27 protein-coding genes are annotated in these 24,836 nt (G+C 71.0%); 17 read left to right on the forward strand and 10 right to left on the reverse strand.

Annotation, left to right across the window (positions count from 1 at the left end):
• Window positions 1–11 precede the first annotated feature (11 nt).
• The 4 genes from def (at window position 12) to ACLQ3B_RS27790 (ending at window position 3,013) form a co-directional block, all read left to right on the forward strand.
• Complete coding sequence (gene def / locus ACLQ3B_RS27775; RefSeq protein ID WP_425783636.1) at window positions 12–521, forward strand: peptide deformylase; 510 nt, start codon at window positions 12–14, stop codon at window positions 519–521.
• 225 nt (window positions 522–746) lie between these two features.
• The gene (locus ACLQ3B_RS27780; protein WP_425783637.1) at window positions 747–1,085 is read left to right on the forward strand and encodes an ArsR/SmtB family transcription factor; all 339 of its coding nucleotides are present in this window, start codon (window positions 747–749) and stop codon (window positions 1,083–1,085) included.
• 3 nt (window positions 1,086–1,088) lie between these two features.
• Window positions 1,089–1,364 (forward strand): hypothetical protein, encoded by a 276-nt coding sequence (locus ACLQ3B_RS27785; protein ID WP_425783638.1) that lies wholly within the window; start codon window positions 1,089–1,091, stop codon window positions 1,362–1,364.
• 29 nt (window positions 1,365–1,393) lie between these two features.
• Window positions 1,394–3,013 carry a serine hydrolase domain-containing protein gene (locus ACLQ3B_RS27790; protein ID WP_425783639.1) on the forward strand — a complete coding sequence of 540 codons (1,620 nt, stop codon included), beginning with the start codon at window positions 1,394–1,396 and terminating at the stop codon, window positions 3,011–3,013.
• 20 nt (window positions 3,014–3,033) lie between these two features.
• On the opposite strand, the gene ACLQ3B_RS27795 is transcribed toward ACLQ3B_RS27790, so the two are convergent.
• Window positions 3,034–3,807: a sulfite exporter TauE/SafE family protein gene (locus ACLQ3B_RS27795; protein WP_425783640.1), complete on the reverse strand. Its 774-nt coding sequence runs from the start codon at window positions 3,805–3,807 to the stop codon at window positions 3,034–3,036.
• A 183-nt stretch (window positions 3,808–3,990) separates the two neighbouring features.
• Here ACLQ3B_RS27795 and ACLQ3B_RS27800 point away from each other — a divergent pair, with 183 nt between their 5' ends.
• The 3 genes from ACLQ3B_RS27800 (at window position 3,991) to ACLQ3B_RS27810 (ending at window position 7,853) form a co-directional block, all read left to right on the forward strand.
• Entirely contained in the window at window positions 3,991–4,770 is a 780-nt protein-coding gene (locus ACLQ3B_RS27800; RefSeq protein ID WP_425783641.1) for an endonuclease/exonuclease/phosphatase family protein, read from the forward strand.
• A gap of 198 nt (window positions 4,771–4,968) precedes the next feature.
• Window positions 4,969–7,071 carry a M14 family zinc carboxypeptidase gene (locus ACLQ3B_RS27805; RefSeq protein WP_425783642.1) on the forward strand — a complete coding sequence of 701 codons (2,103 nt, stop codon included), beginning with the start codon at window positions 4,969–4,971 and terminating at the stop codon, window positions 7,069–7,071.
• Between the two features lie 92 nt (window positions 7,072–7,163).
• Window positions 7,164–7,853 (forward strand): fasciclin domain-containing protein, encoded by a 690-nt coding sequence (locus ACLQ3B_RS27810; RefSeq protein ID WP_425783643.1) that lies wholly within the window; start codon window positions 7,164–7,166, stop codon window positions 7,851–7,853.
• A gap of 6 nt (window positions 7,854–7,859) precedes the next feature.
• Here ACLQ3B_RS27810 and ACLQ3B_RS27815 read toward each other — a convergent pair whose 3' ends face one another.
• Window positions 7,860–8,849 (reverse strand): tyrosine-type recombinase/integrase, encoded by a 990-nt coding sequence (locus ACLQ3B_RS27815; RefSeq protein ID WP_425783644.1) that lies wholly within the window; start codon window positions 8,847–8,849, stop codon window positions 7,860–7,862.
• A 455-nt stretch (window positions 8,850–9,304) separates the two neighbouring features.
• Here ACLQ3B_RS27815 and ACLQ3B_RS27820 point away from each other — a divergent pair, with 455 nt between their 5' ends.
• On the forward strand, window positions 9,305–10,060 hold the full coding sequence (locus ACLQ3B_RS27820; RefSeq protein WP_425783645.1) for a hypothetical protein: 756 nt from the start codon (window positions 9,305–9,307) through the stop codon (window positions 10,058–10,060).
• A 264-nt stretch (window positions 10,061–10,324) separates the two neighbouring features.
• Window positions 10,325–10,807: a GNAT family N-acetyltransferase gene (locus tag ACLQ3B_RS27825; RefSeq protein ID WP_425783646.1), complete on the forward strand. Its 483-nt coding sequence runs from the start codon at window positions 10,325–10,327 to the stop codon at window positions 10,805–10,807.
• Window positions 10,808–10,905: 98 nt separating this feature from the next.
• Here the strand turns inward: ACLQ3B_RS27825 and ACLQ3B_RS27830 are convergent, their stop codons facing one another.
• Entirely contained in the window at window positions 10,906–11,688 is a 783-nt protein-coding gene (locus tag ACLQ3B_RS27830) for an alpha/beta fold hydrolase (protein ID WP_425783777.1), read from the reverse strand.
• A gap of 187 nt (window positions 11,689–11,875) precedes the next feature.
• Between ACLQ3B_RS27830 and ACLQ3B_RS27835 the strand changes: the two genes are divergently transcribed.
• A complete protein-coding gene (locus ACLQ3B_RS27835; RefSeq protein ID WP_425783647.1) occupies window positions 11,876–12,340 on the forward strand; it encodes a hypothetical protein in 465 nt (154 codons plus the stop codon).
• Between the two features lie 52 nt (window positions 12,341–12,392).
• Here the strand turns inward: ACLQ3B_RS27835 and ACLQ3B_RS27840 are convergent, their stop codons facing one another.
• The gene (locus ACLQ3B_RS27840; protein ID WP_425783648.1) at window positions 12,393–12,563 is read right to left on the reverse strand and encodes a hypothetical protein; all 171 of its coding nucleotides are present in this window, start codon (window positions 12,561–12,563) and stop codon (window positions 12,393–12,395) included.
• A gap of 213 nt (window positions 12,564–12,776) precedes the next feature.
• On the opposite strand from ACLQ3B_RS27840, the gene zwf reads away from it, so the two are divergent.
• The 3 genes from zwf to ACLQ3B_RS27855 all read left to right on the forward strand — a co-directional run bounded on the left by zwf (window position 12,777) and on the right by ACLQ3B_RS27855 (window position 15,891).
• Window positions 12,777–14,156 (forward strand): glucose-6-phosphate dehydrogenase, encoded by a 1,380-nt coding sequence (gene zwf, locus ACLQ3B_RS27845; protein ID WP_425783649.1) that lies wholly within the window; start codon window positions 12,777–12,779, stop codon window positions 14,154–14,156.
• A gap of 164 nt (window positions 14,157–14,320) precedes the next feature.
• Window positions 14,321–15,769 (forward strand): OFA family MFS transporter, encoded by a 1,449-nt coding sequence (locus tag ACLQ3B_RS27850; RefSeq protein ID WP_425783650.1) that lies wholly within the window; start codon window positions 14,321–14,323, stop codon window positions 15,767–15,769.
• Window positions 15,766–15,891, forward strand: coding sequence for an MFS transporter small subunit (locus tag ACLQ3B_RS27855; RefSeq protein WP_256442137.1), 126 nt, complete (start codon window positions 15,766–15,768; stop codon window positions 15,889–15,891). The genes ACLQ3B_RS27850 and ACLQ3B_RS27855 overlap by 4 nt, the downstream gene beginning before the upstream one ends.
• A gap of 63 nt (window positions 15,892–15,954) precedes the next feature.
• Here ACLQ3B_RS27855 and ACLQ3B_RS27860 read toward each other — a convergent pair whose 3' ends face one another.
• Complete coding sequence (locus ACLQ3B_RS27860) at window positions 15,955–16,602, reverse strand: SDR family oxidoreductase (RefSeq protein WP_425783651.1); 648 nt, start codon at window positions 16,600–16,602, stop codon at window positions 15,955–15,957.
• 127 nt (window positions 16,603–16,729) lie between these two features.
• Here ACLQ3B_RS27860 and ACLQ3B_RS27865 point away from each other — a divergent pair, with 127 nt between their 5' ends.
• Both ACLQ3B_RS27865 and ACLQ3B_RS27870 read left to right on the forward strand, forming a co-directional pair.
• Window positions 16,730–17,191, forward strand: a complete 462-nt coding sequence (locus ACLQ3B_RS27865) for a peroxiredoxin (RefSeq protein WP_425783652.1) — start codon at window positions 16,730–16,732, stop codon at window positions 17,189–17,191.
• Window positions 17,192–17,274: 83 nt separating this feature from the next.
• A complete protein-coding gene (locus ACLQ3B_RS27870; RefSeq protein WP_196923105.1) occupies window positions 17,275–17,958 on the forward strand; it encodes a hypothetical protein in 684 nt (227 codons plus the stop codon).
• A gap of 6 nt (window positions 17,959–17,964) precedes the next feature.
• On the opposite strand, the gene ACLQ3B_RS27875 is transcribed toward ACLQ3B_RS27870, so the two are convergent.
• Window positions 17,965–18,417: a MarR family winged helix-turn-helix transcriptional regulator gene (locus tag ACLQ3B_RS27875; RefSeq protein WP_425783653.1), complete on the reverse strand. Its 453-nt coding sequence runs from the start codon at window positions 18,415–18,417 to the stop codon at window positions 17,965–17,967.
• A gap of 97 nt (window positions 18,418–18,514) precedes the next feature.
• Here ACLQ3B_RS27875 and ACLQ3B_RS27880 point away from each other — a divergent pair, with 97 nt between their 5' ends.
• Entirely contained in the window at window positions 18,515–18,943 is a 429-nt protein-coding gene (locus ACLQ3B_RS27880) for a hypothetical protein (protein ID WP_425783654.1), read from the forward strand.
• A 78-nt stretch (window positions 18,944–19,021) separates the two neighbouring features.
• On the opposite strand, the gene ACLQ3B_RS27885 is transcribed toward ACLQ3B_RS27880, so the two are convergent.
• From ACLQ3B_RS27885 to ACLQ3B_RS27895, 3 genes are all read right to left on the reverse strand, one after another.
• A complete protein-coding gene (locus tag ACLQ3B_RS27885; protein ID WP_425783655.1) occupies window positions 19,022–20,215 on the reverse strand; it encodes a GNAT family N-acetyltransferase in 1,194 nt (397 codons plus the stop codon).
• Between the two features lie 194 nt (window positions 20,216–20,409).
• The gene (cydB, locus tag ACLQ3B_RS27890; RefSeq protein WP_425783656.1) at window positions 20,410–21,408 is read right to left on the reverse strand and encodes a cytochrome d ubiquinol oxidase subunit II; all 999 of its coding nucleotides are present in this window, start codon (window positions 21,406–21,408) and stop codon (window positions 20,410–20,412) included.
• Between the two features lie 14 nt (window positions 21,409–21,422).
• Window positions 21,423–22,835 (reverse strand): cytochrome ubiquinol oxidase subunit I, encoded by a 1,413-nt coding sequence (locus ACLQ3B_RS27895; protein WP_425783657.1) that lies wholly within the window; start codon window positions 22,833–22,835, stop codon window positions 21,423–21,425.
• A 152-nt stretch (window positions 22,836–22,987) separates the two neighbouring features.
• Here ACLQ3B_RS27895 and ACLQ3B_RS27900 point away from each other — a divergent pair, with 152 nt between their 5' ends.
• On the forward strand, window positions 22,988–23,755 hold the full coding sequence (locus ACLQ3B_RS27900; RefSeq protein WP_425783658.1) for a lysophospholipid acyltransferase family protein: 768 nt from the start codon (window positions 22,988–22,990) through the stop codon (window positions 23,753–23,755).
• On the opposite strand, the gene ACLQ3B_RS27905 is transcribed toward ACLQ3B_RS27900, so the two are convergent.
• Entirely contained in the window at window positions 23,747–24,733 is a 987-nt protein-coding gene (locus tag ACLQ3B_RS27905) for an AraC family transcriptional regulator (RefSeq protein WP_425783778.1), read from the reverse strand. The two genes, ACLQ3B_RS27900 and ACLQ3B_RS27905, sit on opposite strands and share 9 nt — an antisense overlap.
• Window positions 24,734–24,836 lie beyond the last annotated feature (103 nt).

Genomic DNA, 24,836 nt, shown 5'->3' on the forward strand with positions numbered 1-24,836 from the left:
CGCTGACCGGCATGACCATGCGGCCCATCCGGATCATCGGCGACCCTGTCCTGCGCACCGGATGTGAACCGGTCACCACCTTCGACGCCGAGCTGCGCGCCCTCGTCACCGACCTGATGGACACCCTGCTCGGCGCACCCGGGCGCGCCGGTGTCGCCGCACCGCAGATCGGCGTCAGCGCCCAGGTGTTCGTCTACGACGCCGACGGGCACCGCGGCCACCTCATCAACCCCACAGTGGAGTTGTCCGAGGAGCTCCAGGACGACGAGGAGGGCTGCCTGTCCATCCCCGGGCTGTACTTCCCGACCGTGCGGGCCCTGCACGCCACCGCCCACGGCGTCGACCAGCACGGCGAGCCGTTGACCATCGCCGGCAGCGGGTTCCTGGCCCGCGCCCTGCAACACGAGACCGACCACCTGGGCGGCCGGCTCTACGTCGACACCCTGCGCGGCGACACCCGCCGCCGGGCCCTGCGGGAGATCCGCGCCGGGCGTTTCGACTCACCCAGCCGCCGCCGCTGATCCGCCGCCGCGCCGGGACCAGCTGACGCGTCAGTGTCCGTCAGCGGCGCCGGGCCGGTAACCGCGCTGAATGAGCAGTAGCGCTGCGCGGCAATGACTGGTAGGGCGGCGACTGCGATCCCAGGTTCCTCGTCTGGCGTTGACACCTCTCGACACCCCTGTCAGACTTTTGTGACACCGGGTGTCAGAGGAATCTGACACCGGGTGCCGAGGAGGGAGTCCAGGATGAGCGGCGCCTCGCCGACCGGTGACGAGCTCGTGCCGCTGTTGGCCGCCCTGGCCAGCCCACACCGGCTGCGCATCCTTGCCGCCCTGGCGCGGCAGCGCACCTACGTCAGCGAGTTGGCGCGCCAGCTGCAGATGAACCGACCACTGCTCTACATGCACCTGCAGAAGCTGGAAGCGGCCGGTCTGGTGACCGGCGAACTGGTGACAGCATCCGACGGCAGCTCGGTGAAGTACGTCCAGGCCGTGCCGTTCACGGTTCCCCTGGACCTGGACACGATCGTGCTGGCAGCGCAGAGCCTGACCGGCTCGGGGTCGGCCGCACAACAGGAGGAGTGAGCAATGACCCATCAGGTGGCGTTGGACGTGGCGCAGACCTCCACCATCGCCGTGACGGCGATCGTGCTGGCGGTGATCACCGTCGCCGGTCTCATCGGGACCAGCATCTATCGGGCCCGGTACGCGGCGGCCCGGGAGGAGGGCTACCGAGTGCTGGCCGAACGGGGCGCCGACAGTGCGCAGGCCACCGCAGGCGAGCTCAAGGGCGTACGGGACGAACTCGGCGAGGTCCGGCAGCGACTGGCCGCCCTCGAGAAGCTGCTGAGCCAGATCGGCTGACGGACCACCGACGGGGGAGGACATTCGACGTGAACACCCCGACCCGACTGCGGACGCGGACCCGCCGCCTCATCGGCGCAGCCACCTGCCTGGTCGTGCTGGCCATGACAGCCGCGCCCGTCGCGGCCAGCCCCGCGTCCGTCGACGAACTCGCCGCCACCGAGCACTACCTACGCGCCTACCTGAAGCAAACACGGGCACCCGGAATGGCATACGCGGTGATCCGCGGCGACGAGATCCTCCAGCGGGGTGCCTGGGGTGTCGACGGCGACGGACGGCCGATGACGACACAGACGCCGTTCATGCTCGGATCGACGAGCAAGTCGTTCACCGCACTGGCGGTGGCCCAACTAGTCGAGTCCGGCCGGGTCCACCTCGACGCCGCGGCCTCCACGTACCTCCCGTGGCTGCGACTCGGTGCCGCGGACACCACCCGGACGGTCACCGTCCGCCACCTGTTGACCCACACCAGCGGCCTACCGCAGGTGTGGAGCACCGACCTGACAGACCGGTACGACAACCGGCCCGGAGCACTGACCCAATCCGTGCGTGACCTGAGCACCCTGCGACCCACCACGCCCGTCGGGCAGGCCTACGAGTACAGCGACGCCAACTACATGATCCTCGGCGCGCTCGTCGAGAGCGTCGCCGGCGAGACCTTCGGCGGCTACCTGCGCCGCCACGTGCTCGATCCCCTCCGGATGACGCGTTCCGCAGCCACCGCCGACGAGGCCCGCGCCGTCGGCATCCCCGCCGGGCACCGGTACTACCTCGGCCGGCCGCAGCGCTTCGCCGCGCCGTTCGACACCGCCGGAGTGCCGTACGGGTTCCTCGCGGCCAGCCTCGACGACCTGTCCCACTACGCCGTCGCGCAAGTGGGCGGCGGTCGCTTCGGCGACACCCGGATCCTCAGCGCCGAGGGCACGAAACAGATGCACACCGGAACCGTGGACACCGGTCACGGCACCTACGGGTTCGGCTGGAAGAACAGCCCCCTGGACGGCGTCGGCGCGCGCATCGTCTGGCACGCCGGCGCGACCCCGGACTACTTCACCCACATCGTGCTGGATCCCGACGCGAACCTCGCCGTGATCATCATGGCCAACATCTACGGCCTGCCGATGGACGCGCCGCTGAGCGCCGGAGCGTTCAACGTGACCCGCATTCTGCACGGTGGCACACCGACGGCCGCCACCGAAGACCCGATTCACACCTGGGCCCTCGGCGGGTTGCTCGCCATCGCCGCAGCACTGCTCATCATGCTGGGATGGTCCGTGACCCGCATCCTGCGTACCCGGCGACACGGCCCCACCCCGCCGGCCCGTTCACGCACCCGGACGATCGTCACCACCGCCTGCTGGATCGGCGGATGCACCGCCGTCGCAGCCACCGCCACGTGGCTGGTGCCCACCTTCTGGAAGGGCGCCGGACTGGCCAAGCTCCAGCTGTGGGCACCAGACGTCGGTCACGCCATCCGCATCGTGGTCGCCCTGTCAGCCGCACTCGCGCTGGCCCGACTCGGCATCAGCGTCTACGACACAGTCCGCACCCGCCGACCCGGCGTCCCCGCGCCAACGACAGCCCCGCTCGACGGGCTGCTCCGACACACCGGAGAGTCAGCGACCCAGGCAGCCGCCGACCCCCGGTAACCCCCGGGGTCAGCGCACCCTCACCGAGCCACCCACTGGTCATGGCCGAGCTTCGCGACCAACGCCACCACCACCACCAGCAACACGACCCGCACGAACCCGGAGCCGCGGCGCAACGCCATCCGCGCCCCCACCACCGCGCCGGCGATGTTGCACACTGCCATGCCCGCGCCCAGCAGCCACCACACGTGCCCGGTCACCCCGAACACCACGAGCGCGCCCAGGTTCGTCCCCGCGTTCACGACCTTCGCCATCGCGGAGCCGTGCACGAAGTCCGCGCCGATGATTGCGGTGAACGCCAACACCAGAAACGTGCCGGTACCCGGGCCGATCAACCCGTCGTACAGGGCGATCCCCACCCCGGCCACCGCGACCACCGCCGCCACCCGCGCCGGGGTGCGCCGCTGCGGCGCCGGCAGCACCCCCAGCCGGGGACGCAGCAGCACGAACACCGCCACCGCCACCAACACCACCAACACCACCGGCCGGTACGCCGACGCCGGCACCGCCCCGGCGAGCGCCGCGCCCACGCCCGCGCTGAACACCGCCAACCCCGCCGCCGGCCCCGCCACCCGCCAGTCGACAGTCGTCCTGCGGGCGTACGTCGTCGCCGCCGTGGCCGTACCGAAGATCGCGGCCAACTTGTTCGTGCCCAGCGCGGTGGCCACCGGCAACCCCGGTGCGGCCACCAGCAACGCCGGCAGCAGCAACAACCCGCCACCACCGACCACGGCATCGACCCACCCGGCCATCGCGGCGGCGGCCAGGAGGGTACTCAGTGTCACGGCGTCCACGGGCGGCAATTCTCCCCACCCGACGCGCCGCAGCGGAACCCGAGTGGCCAGCCTCACCCGCTCACCGACCCCGCGAACGCCGCAACCACACCCCCAACGCCCCGACCGCCACGAACACCAGCACCGAGCACAGCAACACCTTCACCACCCGGCAACCATGCCACGGCCACGTAAGGTGCAGGAGTGCGCCTGGCCACCTTCAACCTGCTGCACGGACGATCCCTCACCGACGGGCTCGTCGACTCCGACCGGCTCGCCGCCGCCATCGGCGCCCTCGACGCCGACGTGCTCGCCCTGCAGGAGGTCGACCGCGACCAACGCCGCAGCGGCAACCTCGACCTCACCGCCATCGCCGCCCGCGCCCTCGACGCCCCCCACCACCGCTTCGCCGCCGCCGTCGTCGGCACCCCCGGCGAACAGTTCCGCCCGCTACGCCACGACGACGACGGCCACGGCGAACCCTGCTACGGCATCGGGCTGATCAGCCGACACCCCGTACGCAGCTGGCAGGTCACCCGACTCAAGCCGGCGCCCGTACGCTCACCGGTCTATGCGCCCGGCCCCCGCGGCGGCCTCATCCTGCTGCACGACGAACCCCGCGTGGTCCTCGCCGCCGTCCTGGACACCCCGCACGGCCCCCTCACCGTCGCCGCGACCCACCTGTCCTTCGTGCCCGGCTGGAACGCCCGCCAACTACGCCAGACCGTCCGCGCCCTGCGCGCCCTACCGGGCCCCCGCGTCCTGCTCGGCGACCTCAACCTGCCCGCCGGCGCGGCCCGGCTCATCTCCGGCTGGCACCCCCTGGGCCGCCGCCCCACCTACCCGTCCGGGCAGCCCCGCGTCCAACTCGACCACATCCTCGCCGACCGGCACGCCCTCGCCGACCTCCCACCGGTACGCGCCGTCACCGCGCCGCCGTCCACCATCTCCGACCACCGCCCCCTGCTGGTCGACCTCGGCTGACACCGCCCCGCCAACGCCGCGCTCTACCGGGGCGACACCATCACCGAGGTCGCCCTCGACTGGGCCCTGCGCCACGCCCGCTGACGGTCACGCCGCGGCGGGGGAGCGGACCGCAAGATTCCCTCAAGATCATTGCATCGAGGAACTCCGACGATCATGCTGATCGATACGCGCCACGATCAACTCGTCGGAGGCCACATGAGACGCCAGCGACCCACAGTCATCGCCGTGTCCACCCTCATCGCCATCACGCTCAGCACCGCAGCACCCACCCCCGCCAACGCCGCACCACCGGACCAGGTCAGCGCCCTCACCGCCCACCAGGCCGACGGATACACCACCCTCGCCTGGCAACCCGTCGACGGCGCCACCGACTACCAGATCGAACGCACCCCCGTCGACGCCGACAACACCCCCACCGGCGCACCCACCGTCGTCGGTATCTGGCGACCCAACCGCCAGATCAACCAACAGGCACCCACCTTCGCCGACGCCGGCTACAACCCCGGCGACACCTTCCAATGGCGCGTACGCGCCCGCACCGGCACCACCGAACAGCCCTACTCCGACCCGGTCACCGCCACCACCACCGCACCCTGGGGCAACCCCGACACCCCCGGCCAGAACCTGCGCACCCAATGGGAGACCACCCACGCCGCGCAATACACAAGCGACACCGACGAGTACGCCTACACCGCCGCCATCGACACCCTCAGCGACCGCGTCCGCGTCGTCGAACTCGGCCGCACCGTGCAGAACCGACCCATCAACATGCTCGTCATCGGCCACCCCACCCCGGCGGCCACCCCCGCAGCCATCGCCGCCACCGCACCTGTGGCCATCAACTGCAACGTGCACGGCAACGAACCCGGCGACCGCGAAGCCTGCCTCATCATGGCCCGCCAACTCGCCTTCAGCACCGACCCCCGCATCACCGACCTCCTCACCCACACCACCGTCCTGATCGTCCCCACCATCAACGGAGACGGCCGCGCCAACAACACCCGCGGCAACTCCACCGGCCAGGACCTCAACCGCGACTACTCCCTGATCCGCCAACCCGAAACCACCGCGTACATCAGGATGGTCCGCGACTACCGACCCGTCGCCGGCTACGACGGCCACGAGTTCGGCAACTCCCGCGCCGGCGACCTGCCGATGCTGCCACCACGGCACCAGAACGTCGCCCAACCCATCTTCGACCAGTCCCAGGACATGATCGAAGGCCACATGTACGCCAAGGGCGCCGAAGCCGGCTGGTGGGCCTGCCCCTACGGCTGCGAAGGCGGCGGCAACGTCGGCCTCAGCGAGGAAACCATCCTGCGCAACACCCTCGGCCTCAAGAACGTCACCAACTCCCTGCTGGAACTACGCAGCTCCGGCGGCCAGACCCGCCCCGACGAGGGCAACACCGCCAACAACCGGCGCCGCAAGACCTACTCCGCCCTGTGGACGTTCCACCAGTTCCTCGACTACCACCGCACCGACCGCGCCGACATCCTGCAAGCCCGCACCAACGCCATCGAATCCCAGGCCGCCAACACCGGCCGGCTGGTCTTCCGCGGATCCCGCCCCATCCCCGCCCACCCGGCACCACACCCCGGCGACAGCCCACCACCACTCGACGCGCCCCCCGCCGACCTGATCCTCGACAACGCGCCCTGCGCCTACAAACTCACCGACGCGCAGTACAACGGCGCCCGCACCGACGGACCCGGCGGCATCGGCACCACAGTCGCCCAACGCATCACCGCACACGGCTGGAAGGTCATCAAGACCGGCGACGGCTACTACGTACCCCTCAACCAGCCCGAACGCGGCCTGATCCCGCTGCTGCTCGACACCAAGGGCGTCGAGAAGCTGACCGACGGCGAACGCGTCTACCCGACCCTCACCGGCCGGCGCAACGGACCGCTGGTCGTATCCGGCTTCACCTGCGCCGACGACGCCACCATCAACGGCCCGGTCACCGTCCGACCCGGCGCCGCACTCGTCACCACCGCGACGACCATCAGCGGCCCGCTCACCGCCACCGGCGCCGTCGGCATCATGCTCGCCGACAGCACCATCAACGGGCCGGTCCGCATCACCAACACCACCGACACGATCTCCGTCATCGACGCCACCATCGCCGGCCCCGTCGACCTGTCCGGCAACACCACAGGCACCGACGCACCGGTGCTGGCCGGCACCACCATCCGCGGCCCACTCACCTGCACCGGCAACAACCCCACCCCACACAACCTCGGCATCGCCAACACCGTCCACGGCCCCCGCACCACCCAGTGCGCGGCACTGTGACCGACAACAACTAGCGAGCAGCCGCGGGGGGGGGGGGGGGGGGGGGCCCCCCCCCCGCCGCACCACAAACCCCCGCACCCGTGGAGGCCACCGTGGCGCACCCCAGCACCGCACCGCGACACCCCCGACGATCCCGCGGACCGCACGGCGCCCGGCACGTCCGACGGACGCTCGGCCTGCTCCTGCCGACCCTGCTGCTCGCTGCCTGCACCGGGAGCCCCGCAGCTCCCCGCACGGATGCCGCGCCAGCGACCACCGCGCCCCAGGTCACCGGGCCACTCTGCGCCGCCCTGCCCACCGGCACCGACCCCGGCAACCCGAGCTTCCTCGCCGGTCAACCCGTCGACCAGGCGCTGCGCTGGATCCCCACCCTCACCACGTTCGAGGCCGCCCTGCGCACCAGCGGCGTCCTCACCGACCTGCCCGCCGACGCCGGCGTCACCGTCCTGGCGCCCTCCGACGACGCCTTCGGCGCCACGTTCTCCGAGGACAACTGGGACGACCTCATGACCCACCACACCGACCAGCTGCGCACCCTGCTGAAAGCCCACCTCATCACCGGAACCCACCCGATCGCCGACCTCACCACCGCCGGCACCGCCACCACCCTCGACGGCGTCACCGTCACCGTCACCCGCGCCGGGCCCACCACCCGCCTCGCCGACCGCGCCGACACGGTCTGCGCCGACTACCAGGCCACCAACGCCCGCATCCACGTCATCAACGCCGTCCTCGGCCCCCTACCCGTCACCGCCGACGACACCGACCACCGCGCACACTGACCACACTCACCCCGGCGGCACCAGACCCGCCAACGCGCGGTTGGTCCGGTTGGCGCGGACCGCGTCGCGCTGCTGCCCCGCCGTCACCTCGATGTACGTCTGCGACGACGCCAACGACGCGTGCCCCAACAACCGCATGATCTCCGCCGCGCTCGCACCGTCCTCCGCCAACCGGGTCGCGAACGTGTGCCGCAGCGCGTGCAACCGTGCCCCCCGCGGCACCCGGTCACCGATGCCCGCCCGCCGATAACAGGACTCGACGAGATACTGCAGGCCACCACGGCGCAACGGCTCACCACGCCGATCCACCAGAAACGCCGAGTCGGGGCGTACCGACCGCGAACCGAAGCGCCGCACCCGACTGTCCAGGTAGTCCCTCAGCACCCGGTCCAGATCCGCCTCGATCGGCACCACCCGAGGCCGCCCGCCCTTGCCCGACACCTCGACCCGCCGCTCACCGGGCCGACCGCCGAGCGAGTCGACGCGCAACGCCAGCAACTCCGACAGACGCAACCCGGCGCAGAGCGCCACCGCCAGCACCGCCACGTCCCGCTCCGGCCACGGATCGCGTTGCCGGCCGTCGTCTCGCGCGGCGGACGCGAGCAGCACCTCGGGGGTGTCCGCGCCGCGCAGCGGCTTCGGCTGGGGGAGTAGCGCCCGAGGCCGCCCGACCGCCGGCATCGGGTTACCCGCCACGAACCCGTCAGCGACCAGGAACGTGAAGAAGTTGTTCCAGGTGGACCAGGCCCGATGCACCGACGCGGGCGCTCGGGGAGCGGCGAACCGGGCGAAGGCCGCCCGCATCACCCGGGGGGAGAGGTCGGTGATCGACAAGGAGTCCAGGGGGAGGGGAGGGGCCTCCGCGATCAGAGCCGCGATCGCGTGCAGATCCCTGCGGTACGCGGCCAGCGTGTGGGGGGAGGGCTTGCGGGTGGCTCGCGCGGTCAGGAACTCCTCAATCAACACTCCGAGCGATTCGTCCTTTTTGTCATGCATAAGGGATATTATGCAGCATTTTCGTGTTTCGGGGAAGCGGGTGAACGAGGGGAGCGGAGCACATCCAGGCCCTAGCCCCGGATGTGCTGTTGATTGCCTGTCGAGCTGCCCCAGCGGTGGGGCGGGCGATTGCGGGGGCGGGCGATAACGGCACCGACGGATATCACCGCCCGCCCGGTACGTGGGGCCGGCGGTTGCGGGGCCGGCGGTTCCGGCGCCGAACGCTGCCGTGCCCCATGCCTGGGGCAACTCGACAGGCACTCGCCGCCGCCCGCCGCCGCCCGCCGCCGCCCGCCGCCGCCCGCCGCCGCCCGCCGCCGCCCGCCGCCGCCCGCCGCCACGCGCCGCCACGCGCCGCCACGCGCCGCCACGCGCCGCCACGCGCCGCCACGCGCCGCGGTCCGGACCGCACAAGAAGGGCTGGAGCTGATCGAGGAGCACGTATCGTGCGCGGCATGACGCCGCCCGCCGCCACCTGTCCCACCTGTGGTCGACCCGGCGCGCCTACCGTCTACACCGACCTGGAGGGCCCGATGGATCTGGTCTGCCCAACGGGACACCGGTGGCGGGCCGCAGGCCGACGCGGGTGGGCTCCATATGCGTCGCCCACCCGGGTCGCCGGCGACGCGGCAGACGCAACGACTCGGACCGGGCCTACGGAGGTCAGCAAGGACGGGCGGCCCTGGCGGATCGGCGCGGCCAGCGACGTCGCCTGGCTCGCCGGGCGCACCACGCAGGGTTTCTCGGTCACCACGGCGATCCCGCCGGTGTTCGAGGCGTACGGCACCTTCTACCCGCCAGAAGGTGTCGGTTTCGACGCCCACGAACGTGCCGTGATCGACGAGTTGGTGTCGTGCACCGCGGATCAGCCCTGGTGGCTGGGCTTTCTCGACACCGGCGCCCACGACGTCGTCTTCCCGTACGCCCCGAGGGTGTCCCTCTACTGGGGTTGGTCCTACGTGTTGGTCGAGGCCGGGCCGGAACAGGCCCGCACCTGGCGGACCGGTCACATGCGCGGCGACGGGACGCTGCCCGACCTGTTCTTCCCGGCGGACCGTTCCTGGCTCGTCTCGGCCCTCTGGGACGACACCTGGACCGACATCGGCGCCAGCGTCGCCGTGCTCACGGCACTGCGGCACAACCCGCTGGTCAATGCGCGCCTCGTCGGGCTGGACGAGGACGCGTGTCCGCCCGGCCTGACGCGCGACTGACCCCTGTCCGGCGACGACGAGGGGACCGCCAGAACGCCTAGCTTTACATAATGTGCATTATCGAATCGTGCTTACCGCTCGGTCGCGGTGGACAGCGCGTGCCGCGAACTCGGGTGCAGCGCCCCGTAGGATTCGTTCATGAGTTGCTTCGCTGCCTGGCGTACCCGCCACTGAGGGTCGGCTCGCCGCCGTTGCGGCCGCTGGCTGGCCATCTGATGCCTGTTTTGTTGGCTTTCAGAACCTCAGCTCGAGAGGCACACTCCCATGCGTATCCGCTCGTTTCTTCAGCATGACCTGGCTCGGCTCACCGAACTGACCATCGAGACGTTCGGGCCGTTCTACGAAGAATCCTTCCGCCCTCTCGTGGGCGAGATCGTTTTCGCCAACCAGCACGGCAGGTGGCGCGACGACTACGTCAAGCAGGTTGCCGTGCTGCACGACCCCGCCGAGCACCGGTACGTCGCGGTGGCCGAGATCGACGGTGCCGTCGCCGGCTACGTGGCCTGGGCCGTGGAACCCGAGCGCCGAAGTGCCAGCGTCACGATCCTCGCCGTGTCCGCGGAGCACCGCCGGCTCGGCGCGGGAACCGTGCTGTGCGAGCATGCGTTCGCCGCGATGCGGGACCTCGGCGCCGAGGTCGTCACTATCGGCACGGGCGGGGACGGCTTCCACGTGCCCGCCCGAGCCCTGTACGAAGCGCTGGGTTGCACGCCGCTGCCGATCGCCGTCTACTACCGGGAACTCTGATCCGATCCGGGGCGGGGGGTCTGCCCCGGATCGCACCAGCTCCACGAGCCGTTGCGTCGGGCTGTTGGTCCAGCGGTCCGCTCCCCCAGCTCGGGTCGTCAGATGTGCGTACGGCGCAGCCAGTCCTGGGTGAGCGCGTGTAGCGCTGTGGGTTGTTCGTACGGCAGGTAGTGCCCGGCCGCGTCGAGCACGGTGTAGGTGCCGCGCGGATAGTGACGCATGGCGCGGAACTGGTCGGCGTACCCGACGATGCGGTCCTGTCGGCCGGTGATCACGCTGACCGGGCCGTCGAAGGCGACGTCGGCGTCCTCGTCGGGTAGCGCGTAGCCGGGGCCGCCCTGCAACTCCTGTTGGAATGTCGCGTCGCCGGGGCCGCCTGAGTTCAGTGCCGCGAGCACCGTCGTGACGACGGCTGGGGTGCGGTGGCCCAGTGCGGCGTCGAGGTGTGCGTGCAGGGCGGTGGGGGCGGCGTCGAGCCAGCCGGTGGGCGCTTCGAGCGGTGGTTCGTCGGGCAGAGTCCGGGTGTGACGGGCGATGGTGACTCCGGGACAGACGAGGAGCAGGCCGCGGACGAGGTCGGGTCGTTGGCGGGCGAGGCCGGCGGCCAGGTACGCGCCGTAGGAGCCACCGGCGAGCAGGGCTGGCGTGTCGAGGTGGTGGTCGAGCCAGGCGCTGACGGTGTCGAGCACCGCCTGGGAGGTGGGTGGGCAGTGTGTGGGGGTGTCTCCGTGGCCGGGCAGGTCCAGGTAGATCTCTCGCAGGCCCGCGCCCGCCAGGGCGGGGCTGAAGGCGGCGGCCGTGGCGGCGCGGCTCATGCTGAACATGGGTAGGCACACCACCGCTGGTCCGGTTTGCGCTGATTGGTGGTACGCCAGGTGCATGAAGGAGTCCTCGCTGGGGGTTGGCTGTGCGCTCCAACGTCTCATGTTTGGCGGGGTGAGCAGGGACACCGAGCCGGCGGGTGAAAGCCGTGTGCGGCATCGACGTCGGCTGTCTACAGTGGTGCGCTCCGGCCGCCGCGCGTTCACCTCGAACGGCGGGGCCGCACATCACCACGGGGGAAACGCCTTGACGAGTACGCCTGTCCGTATTGTCGTTGGTCTGGTCGCGACCGCTTGTCTCGTTGTCGGCTGCCAGCCTGCCGAGAAGGAGAGCGCGGGGACCGCCGCGCCGACGGCGACCGCGGCGCCCAGCCCGACCGTCGACGTGGCGGCGAACAGCAAGGAGGTCTGCGACGCCAGTCTCGATTTTGTCAAGAAGCACTACGTCGCGATGGCCGACGACGCGATCGCCGCGATCGACAAGCCGGTCAGCGCCAAGGAGGCGGGCGCGAAGGTCCGGGGCCACTACACCGCGCTGTTGCAGGATCTCCGGACGGCGGCGCCGACCGCTGTCGATCCGCAGGTGCGCACCGCGTTGGAGACCTTGGCGGCGGGGGTCGAGAAGCACCTGGCCAGCCCGAAGGCCACCGAGGTCGAGGCGCCGGATCTCGACCCGCCGCTGAAGGCGTTGGACACCGTCTGCGGTCGCTGATCGTCGTGTGGGCACCGGCCGACGGCCGGTGCCCACTTTCGACGGGTACGGCTCAGAGCCAGGGCACCTGCGGGGACGGGTAGAAGTCGACCTGTTGCAGTCGCCAGCGGGGCGCCTGCTCCCCCAGTCGGGTCCGGAACGATTCCCAGTCGTGGCTGGTGGAGGTGGACCAGCCGAGTTCGGCGATGGCCAGCAGCCGTGTGGTGGTGTGTCGGCGACGCACGGTACCTCCAGGCCTCGTAATGATCGACAGTTGTCGATGAGAATCGCAGGCTACCGGCGCTCCGCCCGTACTGTAAACCTTCCTTAACATAAGGGCTCGTCGAGACAGTGTTGTCGCCGACCTCACGTACGCCGCACGCTGGGGAATTCCTGGAGTGGGTCGTGCCGTTGTCCGTTCGGAAGATCAGGTTCGGATGATCGAATGGGAAGTGACATGCACGTGCGCTCAGACGCGGTAGTGCTGTTCGGCGTCACCGGAGACCTCGTCTCGAAGAAGCTGTTCCCGGCTCTGTACGAGTTGACCCGGCGCGACCGCCTCGACGTCCCGGTGATCGGTGTGGCCCGCTCTGCCTGGGATGATCAGCAACTGGTCACCATGGCCCGCAAGTCGGTCACCGAGGCCACCGACGAGATCGACGACGAGACCTTCGATCGGCTGGCGGACAACCTTTCGATGATCTCCGGCAACTACGCGGACCCGACGACGTACCAGCGGCTGGCTGAGCGGCTGCGCGACGCCGAGCGGCCGGTCTTCTACCTGGCGATCCCTCCGGCGGTGTTCGGCTCCGTCGTCGACGGCCTGGCGGCGGTGGGTCTGGCCGACCGGGGTCGGGTGATCGTGGAGAAGCCGTTCGGGCGTGACCTGGCGTCCTCCCGCGAGTTGGAGCGCACGCTGGGCGCGGCCTTCGCGCCGGAGCGGGTCTTCCGCATCGACCACTACCTCGGCAAGGAGGCCGTCGAGGGTCTCTACGCCTTCCGGTTCGCCAACCGGCTGTTCGAGCCGCTGTGGAACAACGAGCACATCGACAACATCCAGGTGACCCTCGCCGAGGGTTTCGGTACGCAGGGCCGGGCCGGTTTCTACGACACGGTGGGCGCGACCCGGGACGTGCTGCAGAACCACATCCTGCAGGTCGTCGCGCTGATCGCGATGGAGGCGCCGGCCAGCGAGGACACCGCGGCGTTCCGGGAGGCGGAGGCCGCGGTGCTGCGGCAGATCGCGCCGCTGTCGCCGGAATCCACGGTTCGTGGGCAGTACGCCGGCTACCGCGACGAGCCGGGTGTGGCGGCGGGTTCGAACACGGAGACGTTCGTGGCGACCCGGTTGACCGTCGACTCCCCCCGCTGGGCGGGTGTGCCCATCTACCTGCGTACCGGTAAGTCCCTGCCGGGGACGGCGACGGAGGTCGTGGTCGAGTTCAAGCAGCCGCAGCGCTCGCTGATCCCGGCCGAGCGGGGCACGGTGGGGGTCGCGAACCTGTTGCGTTTCCGCCTCGGGCGCGGTGACGGCATCACGATGTCGATCCAGGCGAAGAGCCCGGGCGCCGAGGTGGCGAGCCGTCCGGTGGACCTGTCCGTCGACTTCGGCGCTGCTCTCGGTCGACGACAGGAGGCCTACGAGCGGCTGCTCGACGACGCGATGGACGGGCAGCACCTGCGCTTCGCGCGGGCCGAGACGATCGAGCAGGAGTGGCGCATCGTCGAGCCGATCCTGGATCTGTCGACGGCTGTGCAGTCGTACGAGAGGGGCAGTTGGGGTCCGGCGGACGCCGACGCGTTGGCTGGCGACTGGCACACCCCGGACCTGCGGTAGAAGCCGAGCCGCACGCCGCCGGTCGGCGTGCGGCTCGCGCGGACGCTGACTGACCGCTCAGCTCAGCGGAGCGACCGTCCGGCGACGATGAGGTTTGCCGCTTACGTGTGGTGTGGGCACGTTGGGTGCGACGTTTCTCGTCCTCGTCGGAGAGGAAGCAGCGCATGCTTTCCGCACTCGATCGTCGGCACACCGTCGCGCCGCCCGGCTACAGCCGATGGCTCATCCCCCCGGCGGCGTTGGCCATTCACCTCTGCATCGGTCAGGTCTACGCCACAAGCGTCTACAAGAACTCGCTGATCGCCCACTTCGACACCAGTCAGACGGCGATCGGGGTGATCTTCAGCATCGCGATCGTGATGCTCGGGTTGTCCGCCGCGATCGCCGGGACCTGGGTGGAGGCGAACGGGCCGCGTAAGGCCATGTTCGTGTCGGCCTGTTTCTGGGCGGCGGGTTTCCTGGTGGGCTCGCTGGGCATCGCCACGAAGCAGCTGTGGCTGCTGTATCTGGGCTACGGGCTGCTCGGCGGCATCGGGCTGGGCATCGGTTACATCTCCCCCGTGTCCACCCTGATCAAGTGGTTCCCGGACCGGCCAGGACTGGCCACCGGGTTGGCGATCATGGGGTTCGGTGGTGGGGCGATGGTCGCCTCTCCCCTGTCGCGGCAACTGTTGTCGTTCTTCGACGCCGGCTACGACCCGGCCAACGCGGGGTCGACGGCGTCGGGCAGCGCCCTGGTGTGGCTGTTCGTGACGCTCGGCCTGGGCTACTTCGTGGTCATGATGTTCGGGGTGGCGAACGTGCGGGTGCCGGCGCCGGACTGGCGGCCGGCCGGCTTCGACCCGACCAGCGTGGCGGCGAAGCCGCTGGTCACCACGGCGAACGTGTCGGCGGCGAACGCGGTGAAGACCCGCTCGTTCTGGCTGCTGTGGGTGGTGCTGTTCTGCAACGTGACCGCCGGCATCGGCATCCTGGAGCAGGCCAGCCCGATGATCCAGGACTTCTTCCGCGACAACGGCACCTCGGCGGTGACCGTCGCGGCGGCCGGCGGGTTCGTGGGTCTGCTGTCGCTGTTCAACATGGCCGGCCGGTTCGTGTGGTCGTCCACCTCGGACGTCATCGGCCGTAAACCGATCTACCTTGTGTACCTGGGTGTCGGCATGGTGTTGTACGCGCTGCTGGCGCTGGTCGGGCAGACCTCGACGGCCCTGTTCGTGCTGTTGGCCTGCGTGATCCTGTCGTTCTACGGCGGTGGGTTCGCGACCGTGCCGGCGTACCTGCGGGACCTGTTCGGCACCTTCCAGGTCGGTGCGATCCACGGTCGGTTGCTGACCGCCTGGTCGGCGGCGGGGATCGCGGGTCCGCTGATCGTGAACGGGTTCCTCGACGCGCAGGGCGAGCCGGGATCGCTGACGGCCGCGGCGTACCGTCCGGCGCTGTTCACGATGGTGGGGGTGCTGGCCGTGGGCTTCGTGGCGAACCTGCTGGTGCGGCCGGTGCCGCAGCGCTACCACGAACCGTCGGCGGAACAGAACACGGAACGGCCCGCCGATGGGCACGGGGATCGGGACGTGGACGAGGACACGACGGCGCAGAGGAGTGGTACGCGATGAGTGAGGACAGCCGACCCGGGCAGCAGGCCCGGTTGTGGATCTCCTGGTTGGTGGTGGCGGCGCTGCTCGGCTACGGGGTCGCGCAGACCGTCGTGACCGCGGCGAAGCTGTTCACCCACTGAACCGGATCGGGCGGTCTCTGACCGTGTGCACGGCCGGCGGTCTCTGACCGTGTGCAGGTGTGGTCAGAGACCGCCGGAGACGCGCAGCACGGTCCCGGTGGCGTACGAGGCGTCCGGGCCGAGCAGCCAGGCGATGGCGGCGGCGATCTCGTCGGGTTCGCCGGCGCGGCCCAGCGGGATGCGACCGACGGCGGTGTCGGCGCGGTCGGGCACCCCGGAGTCGGCGTGGATGTCGGTGCGCACGATTCCGGGGGCGACGGCGTTGACCCGGATGCCCTTCGGGGCGAGTTCCTTGGCCAGGCCGACGGTGAGGGTGTCGGTGGCGGCCTTCACGGCCGCGTAGTGCACGTACTCCCCCGGGCTGCCGAGGGTCGCGGCCGCCGAGGAGACGTTGACGATCGCCCCGCCGTCGGTGAGCCGCCGGGCGGCCTGCTGGGCGCAGAGGACGTAGCCGACGAGGTTGACGTCGACGACCCGGCGCAGGTCGTCGGCCGCGTCGAACAGGGCGCGCACCTGCTCGGGGTCGGTGGTGTCGGCGCGTACCGCGATGGCCTGTGCGCCGACGGTCCGTAGGTCGGCCAGGACGGCGGTGGCGGCGGCCTCGTCGCGGCGGTAGCACAGGGCGACGTGGTGGCCGGCGGCGGCGAGCCGGCGGGCGGTGGCCGCGCCGATGCCCCGGCCGCCGCCGGTGATGACGGTGACGGGTGCCATGGTGCCTCCCGCGTTCTGAGGGCTGGGCGATGGGTTGTGCCGACGCTACCGCGACCAGCGCCTGTGGGTCCTCGGGGAGTGATCGCTTACGCTCACCGCGCGGTCGATCGGACGATGGAGGTGCGCGGTGGCGGGTGTGGGTGTCGGCGACGTGGTGCAGGATTTCGAGCTGCCGGACGAGACGGGCACGCCGCGGCGGCTGTCGGAGTTCCTGGCGGGCGGGCCGGTGGTGCTGTTCTTCTACCCGGGGGCGATGACCCGGGGGTGCACGGCGGAGAGCTGCCACTTCCGCGACCTCGCGGCGGAGTTCACGGCGCTGGGCGCGTCGCGGGTGGGCATCAGCCGCGACACGGTGGCGAAGCAGGCCGAGTTCTCGAAGCTGCACGGCTTCGACTATCCGCTGCTGTCGGACGTCGACGGCGCGGTGGCGCAGCAGTTCGGGGTCAAGCGGCGGGTGCCGTTGGGGCCGTTGAGCATGAAGCGGATGACGTTCGTGATCGGCACCGACCGGCGGGTCATCGAGGTGATCCACAGCGAGGTCAGCATGAACGACCACGCGGATCGGGCGCTGCGGGCGTTGGGCGGCTGAGTGGGCGACAGCCCCGTGCGGTGGGTGTCGCAGCCGGCTGGTATCAAGACAGCAATCAAACAGGTGTACGGAAGAGGGTTGTGATGGATGCCGGCCAGGGTTTGTCCACTAGCGAGGTGCAGAGCATCCGGGAGGCGTTGGCGGCCGGGCGCAAACCGCGGGTGGTGTTCACCGCGGCGGCGGGGCAGATCGCCGGTCAGGTCGGTCAGGTGATCGAGCTGACCGACCCCGAGGTGTCCGACGAGTTCGTGGTGGTGCGTTTCGGTCGCGACGAGTTGCCGTTCTCCCCCGCCGATCTGGCCGTGGCGCCCAAGGGTGTCACTCGTCGGGTGGTGGAGCCGAAGCCGGAGCCTGAGCCCGAGCCGCCCGCGGTGGCCGCGCCGGAGTTCGTGTTGGACACGCCGCGGGTGCCCGCGCAGCGACAGGAGGAGCCGAAGGTGGAGCAGACGGAGAAGCCGCCGGCGCGGCGGGCGGTCAAGGCCGTCAAGCCGAAGGGCCCCGCGGGCCTCACCGTGACGCTGGCGTACGCCGACGGTGAGTGGACCGTCGCGGCGCAGCAGGGCAGCAAGGCGCTGGCGAAGCCGTACGTGGTGAAGCCGGCCGAGGCGTTGAAGATGGTGGCGTTGGTCGACGTGCCGGGGGTGCAGGAGGCGGTGGAGCAGATCCTCGGCACCGAGCGGGCCGAGGCGGAGCAGCAGGCCGAGAAGCTGCGCGCCGAGCTGGCCGAGATCGAGGCCCGGCTGGCGGAGCTGCGCGAGGCCCGCTGAGGCGGGTCAGTGCCGGCTGTGGTGCTGCAGCAGTCGGGTGAGCAGTCGCGTCAGCTGCTCGCGCTCGGTGCTGGACAGCGGGGCGAGCAGGTCGGCTTGGACGCGCTCGACGGTCGCGCCCATCCGGCGGGCCTCGTCGGCGCCGGCGTCGGTGACGCTGATGACGTTGCGGCGGCGATCGGCCGGGTCGGGGGCCCGCACCACGAGCCCTCGGCCGGCCAGGTCGTTGATGGCGGCCACCACATCGCTGCGGTCGATGCCGCAGCGACGGCCGAGGTCGGCCTGGCTCGCTGGCCCGTCCTCGGCCAGGCTGGCGAGCAGCCGGTAGTGGTAGCCGCGTAGGTCGTGCGCGGCGAAGCCCTCGCTGAGCAGGCGGGTGGCGTGGCTGGCGGTCTGGTTGAGCAGCCAGGTCCCGGTGGTGCTGAGCCCGGCGGGTGACTGCGGGGCCGCGTTGTCCATGGGTTGCAGCCTACCAGGAATCGTTGGCGCGACCCACGATCGGCTGCTATGTTGGGGCGACCAACGTTGGCTCGGCCAACGTATTGAAGGAGGCGTCATGTCCACCGTCCCCACCCTCAACGGCCAGGTCGTCGGCCAGGCCCACTACGCCACCCGGGCGCTGCTCGAACGGGCCGTCGCGCCCCTCGGCGTCAGCTTCGGCCAGGTCCTCGCGCTCAACGTCCTCGCCGCCGGCCCCGTCGAGCATGCTCAGCTCGTGCGCCGGATCACCAGCACCCTCAAGGTCGACGAACCGGCCGTGCACGAGGTGATCGCCGGCCTCGCCGACGCCGACCTCGCGCACCTCGACGAGGCGTCCGTGCGGCTCACCGCCACCGGCCGTGCCATGCAGGCCCGCATCGCTGACGCCGTGGCGGGAATCACCGCCCGGCTGTACGGGGACATCCCGACCGACGAGGCCAGCGCCGCCGCCCGGGTGCTCACCCTGATCACCCAGCGGGCGAACGCCGAACTGGCCGCGACCTGACCGGCGCCGCCCACGGCCTGGCCCGACCAGCCGGCCGGCTCGCCGTCGCCGCTCCATCGAGCTGGGTTGCGCGGCAGGTCAGAAGTAGTCGAGCAACTGCGCCGGCCCGCCGGCACCCAGCAGGTCGAGAGCGGCCGGGTCGACGGCCGGACTGTGGTGCAGCAGCCCGGCCTGCGCGACCGACCGGGCGCGCGCCGCCCCGGCGTAGAGCAGGGCGAAACCGCGCACGTCCAACCGCAGGTCGGCAGCGGAGTCGATCCGGGTCAGCTCGGCGGCGCCATCGGCCACGGTCAGCCGCCACGTCCCGGTGTTCCACTCGGCGAGCGCGTCGGTGAGGGTGAAGTCGACGACGCCCCGGGCGTGGGCGGGCCACCCGCGCGCGGCCACCGCCCGGACCACGTCCACCGGCCGGTGCATCCACAGGTCCCGCTCGTGCTCGCGCGCCGACTCCATTGGCAGCTGGACGCTGACCGCGTCACCGTCGAGCGGGCACAGCCGCACCGTCGGCGCGACGCTGGCCCAACTGGCGAGCACCCCGACGAGTTCCCGGGCCGCCTCGGCGGTGGCGGCCAGGGCCTCGTCGACGGTGAGCACCGAATCGGCGCCGTAACCCCGACCCCGCTGCCAGGTGGCGTAGCCGACCAGGTCGCCGTCGGCCTCGACCAGGGTGAGGCCGTCGCCGGGCAGGCCCCGGTCGGCGGCGAGGAAGTCGAACAGCTCGCCCCGGCGGGTCAGCATGCCATTGCGGTGCCGGGCGACCCGCTCGTAGAGGTCGGCGACGGCGGGCAGGTCGGCCGGTGTGCCGGCCCGCACGCTCAGGTCCGGGCAGGGCCGGTGCCGGGGCAGCCCGGCGGTGGCCAGATCGACGGTACGCAGCACACCGGCGGTCTCCCACCCGCAGGCCCGGTACGGGGCGGCGACGGTCGGGTACAGCGCGCTGACCGCCGCCCCACGCTCGCGGGCGCCGTCCAGCAGCGCGACGAGCATGGCGCGGGCCACGCCCCGGCCCCGGGCCTCGGGGGCGACCGCCACCCCGGCGACGTCGGCGGCCGACACCGCCCGGCCCGACCACCACTGGTCGTGATGCAGGTCGACGGCCTTGCCGACGAGCCGACCGCTGTCGTCGAACGCGCCGTAGCGGGTCATGCCGGCAGGCGTGACGGTGGCGGGCGCGGGGCGCTGCGGGTCGGAGCCGAACGCGAACCGACCCAGCTCCCAGGCGGCGTCGAGGTCGTCGGCGGTGAGTTCGCGTACGTGCACGGTGGCGGGCATCGGCACACCGTAGCGGGACAGCTCCCGCACCGACCGCCCATTTACGGCCAGCCGAAAAACCGGCGCACCTCAGCCCTCTCCCCCGTCGATCATGGAGTTGTGGTGGGCAACAAAGCGCCCGTTACCATGCCGAACCGGGCACCCCAACTCCATGATCGACGGGCGGCGGGGGTCGGGGGGTCAGGGGGTGGGGGTCAGTGCTGCGGGATGTTGGCCACGCCGATGCGCTTGCGGAATACCCAGTACGTCCATCCCTGGTAGGCCAGCACCACCGGAGTGAAGATCACCGCCACCCAGGTCATGATCTTCAGGGTGTACGGCGTGGACGCGGCGTTGGTGGCCGTCAGCGTGCCGGCCGCGTCCAGGGTGGAGGGCAGCACGTTCGGGAACAACGCCGCGAACAGGGTCGCCACGGCCAGGCCGATCGCCACTGCGGTGCCGGTGAACGCCCAGCCTTCCCGGCGTACCCGGGCGGCGGCCAGCCCACCGAGCAGGGCCAGGGCCGCGCCGACGGCGAGCACCACGGCGGCCGCGCTGGAGCGGATGCTCAGCGTCCAGCTCAGGAACACGACCGCGAGCACGGCGGCGCCCACACCCAGGCGCACCGCGAGGGCGCCCGCCCGCTCCCGGATGTCGCCGGTGGTCTTCAGGGCGATGAACACCGCGCCGTGGGTGAGGAACAGCGCGAGGGTGGTCGCGCCGCCCAGCAGGGCGTACGGGTTGAGCAGGTCCAGCAGGCCGCCGACGTACTCGTGGTCGGCGTCCAGCGGCACGCCGCGCAGGATGTTGGCGAAGGCGACACCCCACAGGATCGCCGGCAGCAGCGAGCCGACCACGATCGCCGCGTCCCAGCGGCGTTTCCAGGACGCCTCCGGGCGCTTGTGCCGGTACTCGAAGGCGACTCCCCGGGCGATCAGGGCCAGCAGGATCAGCAGCAGTGGCAGGTAGAACCCGGAGAAGAGGGTGGCGTACCACTCGGGGAACGCGGCGAACATGGCCCCACCGGCGGTGATCAGCCAGACCTCGTTGCCGTCCCAGACCGGGCCGATGGTGTTGATCAGGACGCGGCGTTCCCGGTCGTCGCGGCCGAGCACGGGCAGCAGCATGCCGACGCCGAAGTCGAAGCCCTCCAGGATGAAGTACCCGGTGAACAGCACGGCGACGAGGAGAAACCAGATGGTGGTCAGTTCCACGATGGGCTCCGGGATCAGTAGGCGAAGGCGAGCGGGCGCTCGGCGTCGTCGGTGTCGTCGGTGGGGGGTTGCTCGCTGACGTCCGGCACGCCGGCCTTGGCGTAGCGCAGCAGCAGCTTGACCTCGATCACGGCGAGGGTGGCGTAGATCAGGGTGAACGCGGTGAACGAGGTGAGCACCTCGGCCAGCGAGACGCTGCGCGACACCCCGTTGCGGGTGAGCATCTCGCCGAAGACGATCCACGGCTGGCGGCCCATCTCGGTGAAGATCCAGCCGAAGGAGTTGGCCAGCAGCGGCAGCACCGGCATGGCCAGCCCGGCGCGCAGCAGCCACTTGCTGCTCGGGGTGCGGCCCTTGCGCTGGCTCCAGAGCACCAGCAGGGCGATCGCGCCGGCCGCCATCCCGAAGGCGATCATGAAGCGGAAGCTCCAGTAGGTGACCGGGATGATCGGGGTGTAGCTGCCCGCGCCGTACTGGGTGGCGTACTGGGCCTGTAGGTCGTTGATGCCGTGCACGGTGCCGTTCGGGTCGCCGGTGCCCAGGTACGACAGCAGGTACGGGATCTTGAGGGCGAACACCTCGCGGCTGCCGTCGAGGCTGCCGATGGTGAGCACGGAGAACGAGGCGGGGCTCTCGGTGGTGTAGAGGCCCTCGGCGGCGGCCATTTTCATCGGCTGCACGTCCGTCATGATCTTGCCCTGGATGTCGCCGGTGAACAGCACGGCGGCGGAGGCGACCAGGACCACCCAGGAGCCGAACTTGGTGGCGAAGCGGTATGCGCCGGTGTCGGCGGAGTCGCGGTTGCGGATGACGTGCCACAGGCCGACGGCGACGATCAGCGACCCGGCGACCAGGAACGAGCCGGCCAGGGTGTGCGGGAAGGTGATCAGGGCGACCTTGTTGGTCAGCACGGCCGGGAAGTCGGTCAGTTCGGCGCGTCCGCTGTCGGGGTTGATGCGGTAGCCGACCGGGTTCTGCATGAACGAGTTCGCCGCGAGGATGAAGTACGCGGACAGGTTGGTGCCGATCGCGGCGGCCCAGATGCTGGCCAGGTGCGCCCGCTTGGGCAGCCGGTCCCAGCCGAAGATCCACAGCCCGATGAATGTGGATTCGAGGAAGAACGCGACGAGCGCCTCGATGGCCAGGGGGGCGCCGAAGACGTCGCCGACGAAGCGGGAGTAGTCGCTCCAGTTCATGCCGAACTGGAACTCCTGCACGATGCCGGTGACCACGCCCATGGCAAAGTTGATCAGGAACAGTTTGCCGTAGAACTTGGTGAGCTTGAGGTAGCGCTCGTTGCCGGTGCGGTGCCACATCGTCTGCAGGATGGCCACCAGCACGGACAGGCCGATGGTCAGCGGCACGAAAAGGAAGTGGTAGACGGTGGTGACACCGAACTGCCAGCGGGCAACGTCCACAGCGTCCACCTGGAAACCCCCAACCATTCGTACTACGAGACGTAGTAAATACTACCGCTCGTCGTAGAAGGTGGGGCGCTCCGCAGCGCCGCGGGACCAATGACCCTGATCACCCGACCCGCCCTCGCGGCCCTGCCGGCGCGTGCGACGATGGCGCGCTGATGAACACCTCCACCTGGCAGCCGCCGCTGATCTGGCGCGCAGCCCTTCTGCTGACCCGGGGCCTGGTCGGCCTGCTCGCCCGCCTCGAGGTCACCGGCGACGTCCCGACGCACCTGCGTCGCGGCCCGCTGGTGCTGGCCGCCAACCACATCAGCCCGTTCGACCCGGTGGTCATGGCCGCCGCCTGCCAGACCCGCGGCATCGCCCCGCGGATCATGGCGACCGCCGGGCTGTTCCGCGTCCCGGTGTTCGGCGCCGCCATGCGCCACGCCGGGCACATCAGGGTCGACCGGGGCACCAGCGCCGTACACCGGGCCCTCGACGACGCCGCCACGGCCGTCGCCCGCGGCTCGGTGATCCTCATCTACCCCGAGGGGCGCATCGGCCTGGACCCCGGCCTGTGGCCCGAACGCGGCAAGACCGGCGCCGCCCGACTCGCCCTGGCCTGTGGCGCCCCGGTCGTCCCGGTCGCCCAGTGGGGCGCGCACGAGGTGTTGCCCTACCGTGCGCCGCGCGGAATGCTGCGCGGCATCGCCCGCTCGCTGTGGCGCCGACCCGTGATCCGGGTGCACTTCGGCACGCCCGTCGACCTGGGTGAGACGGCGGCCGGCAACCCCGGCGCGGCCCGGCGGGCCACCGACCGGATCATCGACGCGCTCACCGACACCCTCGCCCCGCTGCGCCCCGACGAACCGGACCTGCCCCGCCACGTCGACCCCGGCCGCCCGACCGACCTCACCCGGGCGCACCGCCGCCACTCACGTTGATCCGCCAAGCAGTTGATCTAGGCCCGCACCTGGGTGCCGGACCCGGTATCGGTAGCGCATGGGCGCCTCTCCCACCTCTCGTTTGAAGGCAGTGCTGAAGGCGCTCTCCGACGTGTAGCCAAGCTGCACGGCCAGGGCCCCGATCCGGACGTCGCGGTCGCGCAGCGCCCGTTGGGCCAGCAGCATCCGCCAGGAGTTGAGGTAGGTCAGAGGAGGGACGCCGGCCACGGAGCGGAACCGCACCGCGAACGACGTCCGCGACATCGCCGCCGCACGGGCCAGTTCCTCCAGCCTCCAGGGCCGGCTCGGTTCACCGTGCATGAGGGTCAGCGCGGGACGCAGGCGGTCGTCGGTCAGCGCCCGCAGCCACCCCGGCGGCAGTTCGGCCTGGCCCAGGCAGGCCCGAAGCACCTCCAAGATCAGCAGTTGGGCGTGCTGGCGTACGGCAAAGGCAGCGCCCATCCGCTCGGCCGTCACTTCCTCGACCAAGCGGTCGACGCACGCCCGTAGGGCGGGCGCGGCGGCGTCGCAGGAGCGAATGAGCGCCACGGGCGGCAGTGCCTGCGTCAGCAGCGCCGCGCCCGCCTGGTTGAGCTCGACGTGGCCGCCGAGGATGACGTCGTCGACGGCGAAGTCCGCGCCGCCGACGCGCAGGGCATAGTGTCCCGGCTCGGGCGCGAACTCCTCGCGCGGGCCGTCGTCGGTTCCGCCCTCGGCACGCAGCCACGAGCGGCCGGTCAGGACCGCGACGTCACCGGCCTCCATCTCGATCGGGGCATCCAGCCCGTCGGCCGACAGCCAGCACCGGCCACGCACCATCACTGTCAACTTCAGCGGGCTCGCGATCACCGACCGCGTGACCCAGCGTCCCCGCACCGCGAACGCGCCGGAGACCTGGCCGCGCACCTCAAGTAGATCGAACACCTCCGACAACTGATCAACCACCACGCCTCGAACTATCGCGAAGAAAATCGGCATCGTCAAGCATTCAAAGTTCGTCCGATCTCACTCACGCTGGACGCATGACCCACTCCTCGGAATTCCAGCTCGGCTCCGGCTGCACGGCGGCGTCCACGGCAGA

Origin of the sequence: Micromonospora sp. DT53, from assembly GCF_049841535.1 — a bacterium.
In the GTDB taxonomy this organism is placed as follows: domain Bacteria; phylum Actinomycetota; class Actinomycetes; order Mycobacteriales; family Micromonosporaceae; genus Micromonospora.

Coding starts and splice junctions, on each gene's coding strand:
- ACLQ3B_RS27830 (WP_425783777.1), bottom strand. CDS start 11,688: ATGCACCTGGCGTACCACCAATCAGCGCAAACCGGACCAGCGGTGGTG.
- ACLQ3B_RS27820 (WP_425783645.1), top strand. CDS start 9,305: ATGACGCCGCCCGCCGCCACCTGTCCCACCTGTGGTCGACCCGGCGCG.
- ACLQ3B_RS27880 (WP_425783654.1), top strand. CDS start 18,515: ATGTCCACCGTCCCCACCCTCAACGGCCAGGTCGTCGGCCAGGCCCAC.
- ACLQ3B_RS27785 (WP_425783638.1), top strand. CDS start 1,089: ATGACCCATCAGGTGGCGTTGGACGTGGCGCAGACCTCCACCATCGCC.
- ACLQ3B_RS27860 (WP_425783651.1), bottom strand. CDS start 16,602: ATGGCACCCGTCACCGTCATCACCGGCGGCGGCCGGGGCATCGGCGCG.
- ACLQ3B_RS27905 (WP_425783778.1), bottom strand. CDS start 24,733: ATGCCGATTTTCTTCGCGATAGTTCGAGGCGTGGTGGTTGATCAGTTG.
- ACLQ3B_RS27805 (WP_425783642.1), top strand. CDS start 4,969: ATGAGACGCCAGCGACCCACAGTCATCGCCGTGTCCACCCTCATCGCC.
- ACLQ3B_RS27875 (WP_425783653.1), bottom strand. CDS start 18,417: ATGGACAACGCGGCCCCGCAGTCACCCGCCGGGCTCAGCACCACCGGG.
- ACLQ3B_RS27825 (WP_425783646.1), top strand. CDS start 10,325: ATGCGTATCCGCTCGTTTCTTCAGCATGACCTGGCTCGGCTCACCGAA.
- ACLQ3B_RS27870 (WP_196923105.1), top strand. CDS start 17,275: ATGGATGCCGGCCAGGGTTTGTCCACTAGCGAGGTGCAGAGCATCCGG.
- ACLQ3B_RS27815 (WP_425783644.1), bottom strand. CDS start 8,849: ATGCATGACAAAAAGGACGAATCGCTCGGAGTGTTGATTGAGGAGTTC.
- ACLQ3B_RS27850 (WP_425783650.1), top strand. CDS start 14,321: ATGCTTTCCGCACTCGATCGTCGGCACACCGTCGCGCCGCCCGGCTAC.
- zwf (WP_425783649.1), top strand. CDS start 12,777: ATGCACGTGCGCTCAGACGCGGTAGTGCTGTTCGGCGTCACCGGAGAC.
- ACLQ3B_RS27885 (WP_425783655.1), bottom strand. CDS start 20,215: ATGCCCGCCACCGTGCACGTACGCGAACTCACCGCCGACGACCTCGAC.
- ACLQ3B_RS27855 (WP_256442137.1), top strand. CDS start 15,766: ATGAGTGAGGACAGCCGACCCGGGCAGCAGGCCCGGTTGTGGATCTCC.
- ACLQ3B_RS27780 (WP_425783637.1), top strand. CDS start 747: ATGAGCGGCGCCTCGCCGACCGGTGACGAGCTCGTGCCGCTGTTGGCC.
- def (WP_425783636.1), top strand. CDS start 12: ATGACCATGCGGCCCATCCGGATCATCGGCGACCCTGTCCTGCGCACC.
- ACLQ3B_RS27900 (WP_425783658.1), top strand. CDS start 22,988: ATGAACACCTCCACCTGGCAGCCGCCGCTGATCTGGCGCGCAGCCCTT.